Source organism: Mesorhizobium sp. CA7 (assembly GCF_020165015.1).
Classification (GTDB): domain Bacteria; phylum Pseudomonadota; class Alphaproteobacteria; order Rhizobiales; family Rhizobiaceae; genus Mesorhizobium.
This window is the reverse complement of record NZ_JAIUHH010000003.1, coordinates 156408-170797: the sequence shown is the minus strand read 5'-3', so window position 1 is coordinate 170797 and position 14390 is coordinate 156408. Positions and strand designations below refer to the sequence as shown.

Annotated in this window: 16 protein-coding genes; 11 read left to right on the top strand and 5 right to left on the bottom strand. The window is 64.5% G+C overall.

What is annotated here, in order from left to right; all coding sequences use genetic code 11:
• Positions 1-41: 41 nt before the first annotated feature.
• The 7 genes from flhA to LB552_RS08420 all read left to right on the top strand — a co-directional run bounded on the left by flhA (position 42) and on the right by LB552_RS08420 (position 5370).
• Complete coding sequence (gene flhA / locus LB552_RS08450) at positions 42-2129, top strand: flagellar biosynthesis protein FlhA (protein WP_224524281.1); 2088 nt, start codon at positions 42-44, stop codon at positions 2127-2129.
• Positions 2126-2878: a flagellar biosynthetic protein FliR gene (gene fliR, locus LB552_RS08445; RefSeq protein ID WP_095766355.1), complete on the top strand. Its 753-nt coding sequence runs from the start codon at positions 2126-2128 to the stop codon at positions 2876-2878. Before flhA ends, fliR begins: the two co-directional genes overlap by 4 nt.
• A 5-nt stretch (positions 2879-2883) precedes the next feature.
• Complete coding sequence (locus LB552_RS08440) at positions 2884-3270, top strand: hypothetical protein (RefSeq protein ID WP_224603788.1); 387 nt, start codon at positions 2884-2886, stop codon at positions 3268-3270.
• 70 nt (positions 3271-3340) lie between these two features.
• Positions 3341-3910 (top strand): rod-binding protein, encoded by a 570-nt coding sequence (locus tag LB552_RS08435; protein WP_224524267.1) that lies wholly within the window; start codon positions 3341-3343, stop codon positions 3908-3910.
• A gap of 8 nt (positions 3911-3918) precedes the next feature.
• Positions 3919-4338, top strand: coding sequence for a hypothetical protein (locus LB552_RS08430; RefSeq protein WP_140542843.1), 420 nt, complete (start codon positions 3919-3921; stop codon positions 4336-4338).
• Between the two features lie 30 nt (positions 4339-4368).
• The gene (locus LB552_RS08425) at positions 4369-4896 is read left to right on the top strand and encodes a hypothetical protein (protein ID WP_140842088.1); all 528 of its coding nucleotides are present in this window, start codon (positions 4369-4371) and stop codon (positions 4894-4896) included.
• Positions 4897-5085: 189 nt separating this feature from the next.
• On the top strand, positions 5086-5370 hold the full coding sequence (locus LB552_RS08420) for an SCP2 sterol-binding domain-containing protein (RefSeq protein WP_027165149.1): 285 nt from the start codon (positions 5086-5088) through the stop codon (positions 5368-5370).
• A 120-nt stretch (positions 5371-5490) separates the two neighbouring features.
• On the opposite strand, the gene LB552_RS08415 is transcribed toward LB552_RS08420, so the two are convergent.
• Both LB552_RS08415 and odc2 read right to left on the bottom strand, forming a co-directional pair.
• Complete coding sequence (locus tag LB552_RS08415; RefSeq protein ID WP_263481553.1) at positions 5491-6081, bottom strand: GNAT family N-acetyltransferase; 591 nt, start codon at positions 6079-6081, stop codon at positions 5491-5493.
• Positions 6082-6357: 276 nt separating this feature from the next.
• A complete protein-coding gene (odc2, locus tag LB552_RS08410; protein WP_140842090.1) occupies positions 6358-7491 on the bottom strand; it encodes an ornithine/lysine decarboxylase in 1134 nt (377 codons plus the stop codon).
• A gap of 542 nt (positions 7492-8033) precedes the next feature.
• Between odc2 and LB552_RS08405 the strand changes: the two genes are divergently transcribed.
• From LB552_RS08405 to LB552_RS08390, 4 genes are all read left to right on the top strand, one after another.
• The gene (locus LB552_RS08405) at positions 8034-9230 is read left to right on the top strand and encodes an amidase (protein ID WP_224603786.1); all 1197 of its coding nucleotides are present in this window, start codon (positions 8034-8036) and stop codon (positions 9228-9230) included.
• A gap of 2 nt (positions 9231-9232) precedes the next feature.
• Positions 9233-10132, top strand: coding sequence for a LysR family transcriptional regulator (locus LB552_RS08400; protein WP_224603784.1), 900 nt, complete (start codon positions 9233-9235; stop codon positions 10130-10132).
• A gap of 79 nt (positions 10133-10211) precedes the next feature.
• On the top strand, positions 10212-10880 hold the full coding sequence (locus LB552_RS08395; protein WP_140842096.1) for a DUF1007 family protein: 669 nt from the start codon (positions 10212-10214) through the stop codon (positions 10878-10880).
• Positions 10881-11034: 154 nt separating this feature from the next.
• Positions 11035-12102, top strand: coding sequence for a nickel/cobalt transporter (locus LB552_RS08390; RefSeq protein WP_263481521.1), 1068 nt, complete (start codon positions 11035-11037; stop codon positions 12100-12102).
• A gap of 65 nt (positions 12103-12167) precedes the next feature.
• Here LB552_RS08390 and denD read toward each other — a convergent pair whose 3' ends face one another.
• The 3 genes from denD to LB552_RS08375 are packed head-to-tail and all read right to left on the bottom strand — an operon-like array spanning position 12168 to position 14386.
• Positions 12168-13142, bottom strand: coding sequence for a D-erythronate dehydrogenase (gene denD, locus LB552_RS08385; RefSeq protein WP_224524248.1), 975 nt, complete (start codon positions 13140-13142; stop codon positions 12168-12170).
• 2 nt (positions 13143-13144) lie between these two features.
• The gene (locus LB552_RS08380; protein WP_224524247.1) at positions 13145-13351 is read right to left on the bottom strand and encodes a hypothetical protein; all 207 of its coding nucleotides are present in this window, start codon (positions 13349-13351) and stop codon (positions 13145-13147) included.
• A gap of 51 nt (positions 13352-13402) precedes the next feature.
• A complete protein-coding gene (locus LB552_RS08375; protein ID WP_224524246.1) occupies positions 13403-14386 on the bottom strand; it encodes a cation diffusion facilitator family transporter in 984 nt (327 codons plus the stop codon).
• Positions 14387-14390: the final 4 nt, after the last annotated feature.

Sequence of the window (14390 nt, the reverse complement as noted above, 5' to 3'; positions counted from 1 at the left end):
CTGTCCTGTGCGTGGCGGACGGCCTGGATTTTGAGGACGACATGGCGATCAGCGAAACACTTCCGTCCGGCCTGGCGGTCAAGAACGGCCGCGACATCTTCTTCGCGCTCGGCATCGTCTTCATCCTGGCGGTGCTGTTCCTGCCGATTCCGGCCTTCCTCATCGATATTGGCCTTGCCTTCTCGATCGCGCTTTCGGTGCTGATCCTGATGGTGGCGCTGTGGATCCAGCGGCCGCTCGACTTCTCGTCCTTCCCGACCGTGCTGCTCATCGCCACCATGCTCAGGCTATCGCTCAACATTGCTACCACGCGCATGATCCTGTCGCATGGCAACGAGGGCACGCATGCCGCCGGCTATGTCATTTCGGGCTTCTCGAAGCTGGTGATGTCGAGCGACTTCGTCATCGGCCTCATCGTCTTCATGATCCTGATCGTGGTGAACTTCATTGTCATCACCAAGGGCGCGACCCGTATCGCCGAGGTCGGCGCGCGCTTCACGCTCGACGCCATTCCCGGCAAGCAGATGTCGATCGACGCCGACCTTTCCGCCGGCATGATCGACGAGAAGACCGCGCAGCTGCGCCGCCGCGAGCTGGAGGAGGAGAGCTCCTTCTTCGGCTCGATGGACGGCGCCTCGAAATTCGTGCGCGGCGACGCCATCGCCGGCCTGATCATCACCGCCATCAATATCGTCGGCGGCATCGCCATCGGCTATCTGCGCCACGGCATGGGCCTTGGCCAGGCGGCCGACGTCTTCATCAAGCTGTCGGTCGGCGACGGCCTCGTCACCCAGATCCCGGCGCTTATCGTCTCGCTCGCCGCGGGCATGCTCGTCTCCAAGGGCGGCACGCGCGGCTCGACCAACCAGGCGGTGTTCGGCCAGCTCGGCGCGCATCCGCGCGCGCTCTACGTCGCGGCCTCGCTGCTAGTCATCCTCGGTCTGATGCCCGGCCTGCCGCTTTTCCCCTTCTTCGCGCTTGCCGGCGGCATGGCCGGCCTCGGCTACATCATCCCGCTGCGCCAGAGCCGCGAGCGCGCCGCCGCCGAAGCCTTGAAGACGCAGGAGAAGGCGAACAAGGTCGAGGAAGAGAAGAACTCGGTCAAGGCCTCGCTGGTCACCGCCGAGATCGAGCTTCTGATCGGCAAGCAGCTTTCGACCAGGCTGATGGTGGCGCACCAGGAACTGGTGTTCCGCATGTCGAAGATGCGCAAGAAATTCGCCCAGCAATATGGCTTCGTGGTGCCGGAGGTGCGCGTCGCCGACGACTTCGCCATCCCGCCGAAGAGCTATCAGATCAAGGTGCACGGCACTGTGGTCGCAGAATACCAGATGCGCGTCGGCGAGATCATGGTGCTGCTCGGCACGCGCGGCGTGCCGGAAATCCCCGGCGAGGAAATCCGCGAGCCGGCCTTCGGCATGCGCGCCTATTCCGTGCTCGAAACCTTCGCCGAGGATCTGAGACGCGAGAACTTCACCTTCGCCGACAACATGTCGGTGCTGCTCACGCATCTCTCCGAGGTCATCCGCAACAACCTGCCGCAGCTTCTGTCCTACAAGGACATGAAGGCGCTCCTGGAGCGGCTCGACCCGGAATACCGCAAGCTCGCCGACGAGATATGCACCTCGCACATCTCCTATCCAGGCCTGCAGGCCGTGCTGAAGCTGCTGCTCGCCGAGCGCGTCTCGATCCGCAACCTGCATTTGATCATCGAGGCGATCGCCGAGATCGCGCCGCATGTGCGCCGCACAGAGCAGATCGTCGAGCACGTGCGCATCCGCATGGCGCAGCAGATCTGCGGCGACCTCTCCGAAGGCGGCACGCTCAAGGTGCTGCGCCTGGGCAACCGCTGGGACCTGGCCTTCCATCAGAGCCTCAAACGCGACGCCAAGGGCGAGGTGCGCGAGTTCGACATCGATCCGCGTCAGCTCGAGGAATTCGGCCAGGACGCCACCAAGGCGATCCGCAAGCATCTCGAGGCCGGCGAGCGTTTTGTGCTCGTCACCGCGCCCGACGCCCGTCCCTATGTACGCATGATCATCGAGCGGCTGTTCACGACGCTTCCCGTTCTCAGCCATGTCGAGATCGCCAAGGGCGTCGAGATCAAGGTGCTCGGAACAATCTCGTGAACGCGCTCTCGCAAGGCGTCGTCATCGCCGCCTTCCTCGCCTTCTGCCGTATCGGCGCCTGCTTCATGCTGATGCCCGGCCTGTCCAGCGCCCGCGTGCCGCTGCAGATCCGGCTGTTCGTTTCGCTCGCCGCCACCGGCGGCCTGCTCGCTTTCCTTTGGGACCGCATCTACCCGTTCGTCGATCCGCGCCCGCAGGTCCTGGCGCCGATGATCGTCTCGGAGCTCCTGGTCGGTGGCCTGATCGGCGCCATGACCAGGCTCTACATGGAGGCGCTGCGCTTCATGGGTTCGGCCATCGCCATGCTGATCGGCTATGGCGGCTCGGGCGGACCGGCGATCGAGGAGCCGGAACCGCAGGCGGCGCTTGCCGCCATCATCTCGTTCTCGGCGCTGCTTCTGCTCTTCGTCTTCGACTTCGACCACGAGATCGTCAAGGCGCTCGTCGCCTCCTACCAGGTCGCTCCGGTCAACGTGTTCTTCAACCCGCAGGCCGCCCTGGTCGACGTCACCGACACGGTGTCGGATGCGTTCTTTCTGGTCATTCGGCTCGGCAGCCCGTTCGTCGCCTATGCCATCCTGGTCAATCTGACGATCGGTTTCGTCAACAAGCTGACGCCGCAGATCCCGGTCTATTTCATCTCGCTGCCCTTCGTCATCGCCGGCGGCATGATCATCTTCTATTTCGCCGTCGGCACCTTGCTGTCGCTGTTCGTCGACGGCTTCGTCGACCTCACCCTGGCGAGATAGGCTCCATGACCGTGCGAAAGGACCGCCTGAAGAAGCTGGTCAAGGTGCAGGAGCAGTTGAAGGCGCTGCACGAGACCCGCCACGCCGGCTTCCTCGCCGCCGCCGTCAAGGCTGAAGCAGAGGCCAAGGAGCTGATCGAGCGCTTCGACACCGACAGCTCGGTGGCCGGCCTCTTTCCCGCGCTCTACCACCGGCGCATCACCGACGCGCTGGGCCGACAGCAACAGAACCTCGACAATGCCCGCCAGGAAGCGGCGCTGATCGCCACTGCGACGGCGCGCACCAACATGGTCGAGCGCGCCTACAAGGACGAGCGCCGCCGCGACGAGCGCGAACGCTCCGACCGCGAGCGGCTCGATCTGATCATGCAGAAGCGAACCTCCGACGGCTGATCATCGCAAGCCTGCCACAAGCTTCTTCAGTCATTGTGCAACTAACAAAACCGACAAAGGGCGGACTTTCTTGGCCATTTCCCCACCCAGCGACATCGTCATGGACGTTGCCCGCGCAGCGGAGCCGGCCGATGTCGAGGCCGCACGCGCGGCGCTCGCGAGAAGGGCGAATGGCACCTCGGCGCCTTTCTCTGTCGATCCATCCGCGACGGTCGATGCTGGCTCCATTCTCTCGCGCGCAACGGCCGACAAGGCGGAAGCCGCCAATCCGGCGAAGAAGTTCCAGCGCTTCGAGGCGATGGTGCTGACCACCTTCATCCAGAACATGATGCCCAAGGACACCGAGGGTGTTTACGGCAAGGGCCTGGCCGGCGACATGTGGAAGTCGCAGCTCGCCGAAAAGGTGGCCGATGTCATGGCCGCGCATGGCGGCATCGGCATCGCCAGATCGATGCTTGCCGACCATTATCTCGACGGCAAGCACAAGGTGCCGGTCGGCCCCATTGCCGGTGGAGCGCAGAAAACCGAGATCGACCGGCAGACCCGGCTTTCGACCTCGATGATCGAGGAGCTTGAGCGCAAAGCAGCACGGTCGATGACCGGCGACGAGACGATCATAAAAACAGATATCAAGATCTAGGGACCTACATGGCCGACCAAACGGAGCTTTCCAACCTTCCCGCACGCACCAGCGCAATGGAGGCGCCCGCCGCCGCGCGACCCGGCAACCTCGCCGCCATCATCGGTCGCATCGAGGAAGTCGTGGACGAGGAAACCGCCGGCATCCGCAGCGGAACGGCCTATGATCTCAAGGCCTCGAACGCGCGCAAGAGCCGGTATCTCTACGAGCTGAACCGCGCCATGAAGGGAGCCAACGAGATCGAATTCCTCGAGCAGCATCGCGAAGGCCTGCTGCGGCTGCGCCAGAAGCTGGCCAGGAACGAGGCGGCGATCCTTGCCCATCTCAACGCGGTCAACGAAGTCGCCACGCTTTTGAGGAACGCCATCCAGCGCGCCGATACCGACGGCACCTATTCGGCCGGTGAGTTCGGAATGGCGCGAGCCTGATGAGATGATCGAGGCGCAAGGACAGACCCGGTGATAAAATTCATCGCCGCCGCGCTGTGGATCTGCGCCGTGACGCTCGGCGCGGTCTTCTATTCCTTCCAGGCGGCGGGCCAGCGCGGCGCGGCCGAGCCGCCGAAGCCGATGCTGGGCGGCCTCGACTATGTCAAGACCGACATGATCTCGGTGCCGTTGCTGCGCGACGGCACGATCGAGGGCTATTTCCTCACCAAGCTCGTCTACACGGTGGAGCCGGACCAGATAAAGAAGCTGTCGATCCCGGCGCAGGCGCTGATGACCGACCAGGTCTATTCCTATCTCTATTCCAACCCGCAGATCGATTTCACCAAGAAGGAATCGATCGATCTCGACGCTTTCCGCAAGTCGATCCGCGACACCATCAACACCCGCGTCGGCGTCGAGCTGGTGCACGAGGTGCTGATCGACCAGGTCAACTTCCTGTCCAAGGACGATATCCGCGACAACGCGCTTCGGCGCCGCAAGAATGCCGGCGACACCGCGGCGGCGATGACCAAGCCTTTCCAGGCGCCGGAGCATTGACTGCCTGGCCGCGTCCGGCGGCGATAGACGGCCCAGTTCCCTCAAGCGATATGACGCATGGTGACCGCGTTGACGTAAACGTCAACTCGAAGCTATATGCGCCTGTGGTCGCGCTGGAGCGCGGCGCGTCTACCTCGCCCAGCGGCCAAGCGCCGGTGCGCGTCAACGCAACCAACGAGGAGAACCGCCATGGGCGTTCAGGAGATTGCCGACAAGATCAAGTCGCGCGTGGCAAGCGCCGGCTTCGAGCATTCGGTCAAGTTCGACACCGGCAGCGACGGCGTCATCGTCATCGACGGCGCGACCGTCTCGACCACCGACGCGCCGACCGACTGCACCGTCAAGCTGTCGCTCGACGATCTGGATTCGCTGATTGCCGGCGACCTCAATCCGACCATGGCCTTCATGTCCGGCAAGCTGAAGGTCGAGGGCGACATGACCGTCGCCATGGCGCTCAGCCAGCTGCTCGGCTGATCCTTCGCAAAAACAGCAACGCCGCCCGATGGGCGGCGTTGCTGTTTTTGTCGAACCTAAAGCAATTCCAGGAAAAGCGCGTAGCGGTTTTCCGTCCGGAATTGCGTGAAAACAAAGGCTTCAGGCGACGAAACCCAGCGCCTGTCCTTTGATCTTGCGGCCGGCGGCCTTGATCGTGCCTTTGGCGCCGTCCAACGCGCCTTCCTGCAGTTCCAGCGCCAGAAGCCGGTGCCGCTCATAGGGGCCGGGCATGGCAAGCGCCCCCGTGCGGTCGGCTGAGAAGCCGAACCGCCCGTAATAGGGCGCATCGCCGACGAGCAGGATCGCGCCATGGCCGAGCCGCGCCGCTTCGGCGAGTGCGTGCCGCATCAGCGCCGAGCCGATGCCGCCGCTCTTCAATCCCGGCTCGACCGCGAGCGGGCCGAGCAGCAGCGCTGCCGGACCGCCCTCGCCCAACCTCACATCCCACAGCCGCACCGTGCCGACGACCGCGCCCGACGCATCGCGGGCGACAAAGGCCAGGCCTTCCGAGGGCCGGCGGCCGCGCCGCAGCTTCTCGGATGACTTCTTCTTGCGCTTCGGCCCCATGGCGCGGTCGAGCAGCGCTTCGCGCGCCGCGACGTCGCCCGCGCCTTCGCCAAGAATGACGAAGGCCGGCGCCTGGGCGGCCCCCTCGTCCGGCGCGCCGCGCGAGCCAGCCTGTGCCCGCAGGGCCAGGGAGGGCGCAAACGCATTTTCAGGCGAAGTGGAAACGGGTTCGCCGTAAGAAAATGCGCCAAGAAGCACTGCCGTCGAGCCGTTCTCCCCCGCGGAGAAAAGCTCAGCCAACGGTCCGGACGAGGGGGCAATTTCAGTGGCCGCGAAGGCCGATTTGGTCAGGTATTCCATATCCGCGATCCTTCACGAGCGGAGATCTGTCCCACAAGCGAGCCCGGGCGGGCGAAGGCGCCCGGGCCGGTTTGATCTGAGCGGTTTCTTGCGAAATGCTCAGATCACGTAGGATCGGAGAGGTTCGAAGCCGTTGAAGGCGACCGCCGAATAGGTGGTCGTGTAGGCCCCGGTGCCTTCGATCAGCACCTCGTCGCCGATGGTCAGCGACAAGGGCAGCGGATAAGGTGTCTTTTCATACATCACGTCGGCCGAATCGCAGGTCGGGCCGGCGAGCACACAGGGCGCGGTCTCCGAGCCGTCATGGCGGGTGACCAGCGGATAGCGGATCGCCTCGTCCATGGTCTCGGCGAGACCGCCGAACTTGCCGATGTCGAGGAACACCCAGCGCACATTGTCGTTGTCGGCCTTCTTCGAGATCAGCACGACTTCCGACTTGATCACGCCGGCATTGCCGACCATGCCGCGTCCCGGCTCGATGATCGTCTCGGGCAGCGCGTTGCCGAAATGCTTGCGCAGGGCCGAGAAGATCGCCTGGCCGTAGGCCTGGGCCGCCGGCACGTCCTTCAGGTAACGGGTCGGGAAGCCGCCGCCCATGTTGACCATCTTCAAGACGATGCCTTCCTCGGCGAGCGTCGCGAACACCTTCCTGGCGTCGCCCAGCGCGCGATCCCAGGCCGACAGGTCGGTCTGCTGCGAGCCCACATGGAACGACACGCCATAGGCATCGAGGCCGAGGCCCTTGGCATGACGCAGCACGTCGACGGCCATCGCCGGCACGCAGCCGAACTTGCGCGACAGCGGCCATTCCGCGCCTTCGCCGTCGGTCAGCACGCGGCAGAACACGCGCGAGCCGGGAGCGGCACGCGCGATCTTCTCGACCTCTTCGACGCAGTCCACCGCGTAGAGGCGAATGCCGAGTTGGTAGGCGCGTGCGATGTCACGCTCCTTCTTGATGGTGTTGCCGAAGGAAATGCGGTCCGCCGGCGCGCCGGCATCCATCGCCATCTCGACCTCGGCAACCGATGCGGTGTCGAAGGACGAGCCCATCGCAGCAAGCAGGCGCAGGATTTCCGGCGCCGGGTTTGCTTTCACCGCATAGTAGATCTTGGAATCGGGCAACGCCTTCTCGAAGGCGCGGAAATTGTCGCGCACGACATCGAGGTCGACGACGAGGCAAGGGCCGTTCGGACGTCGGGTGGCGAGGAAATCAAGGATGCGCTGAGTGGCCATCGAGGTCTCTCCATTGGCGCCTTTCGGCGCGCACAAAGGCTGCGGAACGCGGGCGCTCAGCCTCGCGAACTCGCGGTGGACAAAGGCGGGACGGAAAATCCATGGGACCAGCCGGTGGAGACCCCGGAACCATGAAATGCCGTCTCGCGGCGGTGAACCTTGGCCTTGCCCGGCCTCGGTTCGCTTTGTCTGCCTTGGCTTGGATGGGAGACCCCGTCCGCACTGCCGGCAATGAAGGTGTGCCTCTTTAGTAACCCCGGTCTTTGGACAACCGGAAGAGAACCAGAAAGGCCCGCACCGTCGTTGCTTCAAGGTGTCCTCGGTCTTGTGGTTGGCCACTGACCGACTGGAGGGGTTGGCTCCAGTTACCTTACCGATTGCCCTCACCATTCGAGGATCGGCGGACACCCACAGGCACGTGCGACTTTGGGCAAGCGCGATATAAGAGCGAAGGGTTTCACAATCAATAAAAATCGTAAGCCCAGGTTGTAAAATTTCTGGCATCGAACAATGTTGGCCGCACCGTATCCGGAAATCGAACGATGCCAGGAACTCAAGCACCGCTGAACGCCTTCCTCGATCTGCGCCAAATGCCTGTGGCGAATGCGGAATTGGGCCCGCTCGCCGGCCTGCGCCTGGCCGTCAAGGACATCTATGACGTTGCCGGCTACCGCACCGGCTGCGGCAATCCGCAAAAATTCGAGGAGGCGCACGCCGCCTCGCGCACGGCGCAAGCGGTGCAGACGATCCTCGATGCCGGCGCGCGATTCGTCGGCAAGACCCAGACCGACGAGCTGGCCTTCTCGCTGTTCGGCCAGAACGCGCATTTCCCTTACCCGGTCAATCCCGCCGCGCCCGACCGCGTCACCGGGGGCTCCTCCTCCGGCTCGGCCGCCGCGGTTGCCGGCGGGCTGGCGAACATCGCCACCGGTTCCGACACCGGCGGCTCGATCCGCGCGCCGGCAAGCTTCTGCGGCCTGATCGGGCTGCGCACCAGCCATGGCCGCATCCCGCTCGACGGCGCGATGAAGCTGGCATCGAGCTTCGACACGTTCGGCTGGTTCGCCGACGACATCGAGACCTATGAGGCGGTCGGCAAGCTTTTGCTCGGCCGCGATCCGCACCAGCACCCGCTCAACCGCCCGCTGTCGATCCGCTGGCTTGACGCCTTCGTCACCGGCCCGGCGGAAACCGCCGAATACGCGCGCATGAAGGCACTGGCGACCGGCGTCATAGGCCAGCCGGTGGAGACCGAATACGCCTTCGCCTCTTTCCCGGACGAGCTTTACTGGTGCTTTCGACGCTTGCAGGCCTTCGAGGCCTGGCGCGAGCATGGCCCCTGGATCGCGGCCGGCGGCCGGCTCAGCCCGGGCGTCGCGGAGCGTTTCGGCTTCGGCCGCACCATCAACGCCAAAACTGCCGCCACCGAAGCCGCGCGCCGCCTGGCGTTCCGGGCCGAATTCGAGGCGCTGCTCGGCAACAACGGCTTTCTGGTCCTGCCCACCGTTCCCGGCGCAGCACCGCTTGCCGCCAGCACGCCGGAACAGTTCCAGGCTTATCGCGAAAGGGCGCTGCATCTCTTGTGCCTTTCCGGTCTTTCGGGCTTTCCGCAGATCACCTTGCCGATCGGCTCCGTCGATGGCGCGCCCTTCGGTCTTTCGCTGCTCGGCCCTTCCGGCAGCGACGTTGCCCTGATACGGCTCGGCCGCAGGATTCTCGACGCGGCACGAAAGGTCTGACCATGGATACATTGACGCGCATGCGCGCCTTCATCGACGTGGTCGAGGCGGAAGGCTTTTCGGCTGCGGCGCGCAAGATCGGCCGCTCCAAGGCGCTCTTGTCGAAATATGTGCGCGAGCTGGAGGACGAGCTCGGCGCGCTGCTCTTGAACCGCACAACGCGCCAGTTCTCGCTGACCGAAGCCGGCCACACCTATTATCAGCGCGCCTCCGAAATCGTGCGCGAGGTCGACAGCCTCGCCGAGGCTGTGCGCCAGTCTTCCGGCGACGTTCGCGGCAGGATCAAGCTGTCGGCCGCCCGCACCTTCGCAGATGCGCCGATCGGTCAGTCGCTGGTCGACTTCACCAGGCAGCATCCCGACATCGTGCTCGACATCCATCTCGACGACCGCTTCGTCGACCTTGTCGAGGAAGGCTTCGACCTTGCCGTGCGCATCTCGCGGCTGGAGAACTCCTCGCTGATCGCCAGGCGGCTGGCGCCGTTTTCGGTCAGGCTTTGCGCGTCGCCGGAGCTGATCGCCAAGCACGGCAAGCCGACACGTCCGCAGGATCTCGCCAACCTGCCCTGCATCGTCGACACCAACGGTCGCACGCTGTCCAACTGGCGCTTCAAGGGCGAAGCCGAGGACTCCATCAGCGTCGCCGTTTCGGGTCCGATCGAGGTCAACAGCCCGATTGTGGCAAGAGCCGCCGCGCTCTCCGGCCTGGGCTTTGCCATGCTGCCGGATTTCATCGCCGCCCCCGACGTCGCATCCGGCAAGCTGGTCACCGCGCTCGACGATCGTCTCCTGGCGGGTACCGGCATCTTCGCCGTCTACCCGCACCGTCGCTACCTGCCGGCCAAGGTAAGGGTCCTCGTCGATTTCCTGGTGCAGTGGTTCAAGACGCGCGACACAGCGTGATAACCCGCGTCCCAATTTCGCCCCCTTTATGTTAACTCTCGGGCCCTCACTCCCGAAGTCGATGGAATCGCGGCCCGGAATGCATCTGAAACGGCAAGCAACCATGCTGGCTTCGGCCCTCGCGGCCACGTTCGCCTCGGTCGAGCAGGCCGAGGTGCACCCGCATGTCTTCGCCGAGGCTCGCCTCGACGTGATCCTCAGCCAGGATCACCAAAGTGTGACGGCGCTGCGCCACCTTTGGCGCTTCGACGACCTTTTTTCGAGTACGGTGATGATGGAGTTCGACAAGAACTCCGATCTGAAACTTGACGACAAAGAGCTCAAGGAAGTGGCCGACACCGTCCATTCCTCGCTTGCCGAGTTCAATTACTTCCAGCTCGTCACCCAGGACGGCAAGGACGTGCCGATGGTGCCGCCGCCGCATCTGATGGCGAACTTCGACAACGACCAGCTGATCATCCTGTTCGAGTCGCAGCCGAAGACGCCGATCAAGCTCGCCGGCAAGGTCGACATCGGCGTCTACGATCCGACCTTCTATACGGCGATCGACTTCACCGACGACGCGAACCTTGCCGTCGAAGGCCTGCCATCGACCTGCACCAAAAAGGTCATCCGGCCCGATCCTGACGAGGCGATCAAGGAAAACCAGAAGACCCTGACGGAGGCGTTCTTCAACGATCCGACAGGCACCAACATGAGCAAGATTTTCGCCACCAAGCTCGAGTTGAACTGCCCGCCGGAAGGATGATTTGGTGATGAAACCGTCGCTGCGCGCAAGCAGGTTCCGCAAAAGTGTTTCACGGTTTTGCGATCGGAACCTGCGACAAACAAGGGAATCCAAGCGGATATTCGTGGGGCATCCCACGAATATCCGCTTGGCCCTCGGGCTCTTGGCCGCTGCCTTGATTGTGACCCATCTGCCTGTCGCGGCGCATGCGCAAAGCTCGCTCGGCATCGGCACCAATGACGGCATGGCGCCCACCACCACCGGTCCGTTCGCCCATATCCTGATGTGGATCAATCTGCGTCAGCAGGAGTTCTACCATTCGCTGGCGGCCGCCATGAAGGCGATGCGCCAGGACGGCAGCAAGCTTTGGCTGCTGATCGGCTTGTCCTTCGCCTATGGCATCTTCCACGCCGCCGGCCCCGGCCACGGCAAGGCGGTGATCTCCTCCTATATGGTCGCCAACGAAGTGGCGTTGAGACGCGGCATCATGCTCTCCTTCGTCTCGGCGATGTTGCAGGGCCTGACGGCGGTGGTCGTGATGATGCTTGCCTATTTCGTGCTGCGCGGCACCGCGATCTCGATGACCGACGCGGCCTGGTTCCTCGAAATCTCGAGCTACGTGCTGGTGACGCTGTTCGGCGCCTGGCTTTTGTGGCGCAAGCTCGGTCCGTCGATCCTGCGCCTGTTCGGCAGGACGCCTGCCTACAGCCTGTCGGCCGCTCATGCCGGTCATTCGCATGGCGGGCACGCAGGGCATTCGCACGCTCATGCGCATGCACTGCACGTGCATGACGATCATGATCATTCGCACGGTCACGATCACATTGATCACGACCACCACGACCATGGCCCAGGCGAAGTCTGCGACGCCTGCGGTCATTCGCATGCGCCGGACCCGGCGATGCTTTCGGGCGACCGCTTCGACTGGCGCACGGCCTGGTCGGCGGTGGCCGCCGTCGGCATCCGCCCCTGCTCCGGCGCGCTGATCGTGCTGAGCTTCGCGCTGCTCAACGGCCTGTGGGTCGGCGGACTGCTGTCCGTGCTGGCGATGTCGATCGGCACCGCGATCACCGTCTCGGCGCTGGCGACGATCGCAGTGCTGGCAAAGAACTGGGCGGTCTATTTCGCCGGCGACGGACGCCTCGGCAACCGCATCCATTCCATCGTCGAGATCGGCGGCGCGGCCTTCATCTTCCTGGTCGGCCTGCTGCTGTTGTCGGCCGGCTTGTCGGGCGGCGCCTGACCAAGCAGTGCCCAAAGCTGTATTGAGCTTCGCGTCAGCCCTGCATCACCTGGTATCGACAGACGTCAGGCGATCTTCCCGCCGAGCTCATCCTCGATATGCGCGCGGATGATTTCGTCGAAACTGCTTTCGGCGGCAAATCCCAATTCCCTCGCCCGCCTGGCCTCGAACCGCGTCGGCCAGCCTTTGACGATCGCCCAGACGGTCTCGTCGGGCTGCTCGCGGATCCGTTTCGCGACCTCGGCGCCGGCGATGCGTTCCAGCGCCTCGATCTGCTCGCCGACCGTGACGGCGACGCCCGGCATTGTGAGATTGCGGCGCGGACCAACCTTGTCGCCGTCGATCTCGGCCGCGTGGACGAGGAAATTCACCGCCGAACGCGGGCTGGCATGAGTATGCAGCACCGATCGCGGCACCGGCAGGATCGCCTCCTGGCCGGCGAGCGGCTCGCGGATGATGCCTGAGAAGAAGCTCGACGCCGCCTTGTTCGGCTTGCCAGGGCGGACGCAGATCGTCGGCAGCCGGATGCCGATGCCGTCGAAGAAACCGCGCCGCGTATAATCGGCGAGCAGCGCTTCGCTCATCTGCTTCTGCGTGCCGTAGGAGGTGAGCGGCGTCGGATGGAATTCGTCCGGGATGACGTCCGGAAACGGCGCGCCGAACACGGCGATCGACGAGGTGAAGACGAGGCGCGGCGCGAACGCCGCCAGCCGCACGGCGTCAAACAGGGTGCGCGTGCCGTCGAGATTGACGCGATAGCCGAGGTCGAAATTAGCCTCTGCCTCGCCCGAGACGATGCCCGCCAGATGGAAGATCACATCCGGGCGCGGAGCCACGAGAGCGGACATGGCGCCGGGCGCGGAAAGATCGCCGGTATGGATCGAGACATCGACGCCGGCGAGCGCCGGCGCCTGCGGCGCCACGATGTCATGCAGGTCGAGCGCCGTGATCTTTCGCCCGCGCAAGGCGCCGTCCTTGGCGAGCCGCGCGATAAGCTTGCGGCCGACCATGCCGGCCGCGCCCGTGATCAGTATTCTCATCTTCAGAGACCTTTCTTGCGCTGGCTGCGTCCGCGCAGCCACAGGACGACGAACAGACCGACCATGAAGATCGCGGCGATGACGGCCGCCAGCACCGTCGACACCTTGCCGGCGGCCAGCATGATGGCCGGCAGGAAATAGGCCGCGAGACCGAACACGAGCAGTATCACGGCCGCAGCGGTCGCCGCGTTCTTTGTGTCACGATCCATCAGCTGGCGTTCTTCAGTTCGAGGCTGTTCGGGTTCATCATCACGCCGCGATCAGTGATAGTGCCGGCGATCGCGCGGCGCATCATGCGCATGGTCGTGATCATGATGGTGGTCGTGCTCGTCATGGCTGTCCGCGCATTGGCCGAATTCGGGTTCGACAGTGGCATGCTCGATGCCATGCTCGGCCGCAAGCCGTTTCTTGATGGCGCTCACCGCCACATGCGCATCGACGCCGTCATTCAGGCAAGCATGCAGCGTCGCCATGTTGGAGGTCCCGTCGAGTGACCAGACATGCATATGATGCACCTCGCGCACGCCCTTGACAGCGCCTTCGATGTCCTTGGCGATCAGGTCGCGATCGAGGCTGGCCGGCACGCCTTCGAGCAGGACGTGGGCCGCCTGGCGCATCAGCGACCATGCCGTCGAGAGAATGAGCAGCGACACCAGCACCGACAGGATCGGATCGATGGGCGTCCAGCCGGTTGCCAGGATGATGAGGGCTGCCGCGATTGCCGCGGCCGAGCCAAGCAGGTCGCCCAGCACATGCAGGATGGCGCCGCGCATGTTGAGGCTTTCCCGATCGCCGCCATGCAGCACGAAGAAGGAGGCGATGTTGACCAGAAGGCCTGCCACCGCCACCACCAGCATCGGCCCGCCGAGCACCGGCGCCGGGTTCATCAGCCGCCCCCAGGCCTCGTAGACGATCCAGAGCGCGATGACGAAGATGGCGATGCCGTTGGTGTAGGCGACGAGCGTCTTCACCCGGGCGAAGCCATAGGTGAGACGGCCGGTGGCCGGACGGCCCGTCAGGTGGAAGGCATACCAGGCAAGACCGAGCGCGATGGCGTCCGCCAGCATGTGCCCGGCATCGGCGACCAGCGCCAGCGACCCGGTCAGCCAGCCGCCCAGTGCCTCGGCGACCATGAAGCCCGCGGTCAGGCAGGTCGCGATCAGCACCCGTTTCTTGTCGGTCGAGCCATGCACATGGCCGGCACCGGCCGGGCCGTGATCATGCGAAGCGTGGTCATGCGCCATCGCT

Bases quoted from the DNA above. Each gene is read 5' to 3' on its own strand.
- flhA (WP_224524281.1), top strand. From the start codon at position 42: ATGGCGATCAGCGAAACACTTCCGTCCGGCCTGGCGGTCAAGAACGGC.
- LB552_RS08400 (WP_224603784.1), top strand. From the start codon at position 9,233: ATGGATACATTGACGCGCATGCGCGCCTTCATCGACGTGGTCGAGGCG.
- LB552_RS08380 (WP_224524247.1), bottom strand. From the start codon at position 13,351: ATGGATCGTGACACAAAGAACGCGGCGACCGCTGCGGCCGTGATACTG.
- LB552_RS08440 (WP_224603788.1), top strand. From the start codon at position 2,884: ATGACCGTGCGAAAGGACCGCCTGAAGAAGCTGGTCAAGGTGCAGGAG.
- LB552_RS08375 (WP_224524246.1), bottom strand. From the start codon at position 14,386: ATGGCGCATGACCACGCTTCGCATGATCACGGCCCGGCCGGTGCCGGC.
- denD (WP_224524248.1), bottom strand. From the start codon at position 13,142: ATGAGAATACTGATCACGGGCGCGGCCGGCATGGTCGGCCGCAAGCTT.
- odc2 (WP_140842090.1), bottom strand. From the start codon at position 7,491: ATGGCCACTCAGCGCATCCTTGATTTCCTCGCCACCCGACGTCCGAAC.
- LB552_RS08430 (WP_140542843.1), top strand. From the start codon at position 3,919: ATGGCCGACCAAACGGAGCTTTCCAACCTTCCCGCACGCACCAGCGCA.
- LB552_RS08420 (WP_027165149.1), top strand. From the start codon at position 5,086: ATGGGCGTTCAGGAGATTGCCGACAAGATCAAGTCGCGCGTGGCAAGC.
- LB552_RS08405 (WP_224603786.1), top strand. From the start codon at position 8,034: ATGCCAGGAACTCAAGCACCGCTGAACGCCTTCCTCGATCTGCGCCAA.
- LB552_RS08395 (WP_140842096.1), top strand. From the start codon at position 10,212: ATGCATCTGAAACGGCAAGCAACCATGCTGGCTTCGGCCCTCGCGGCC.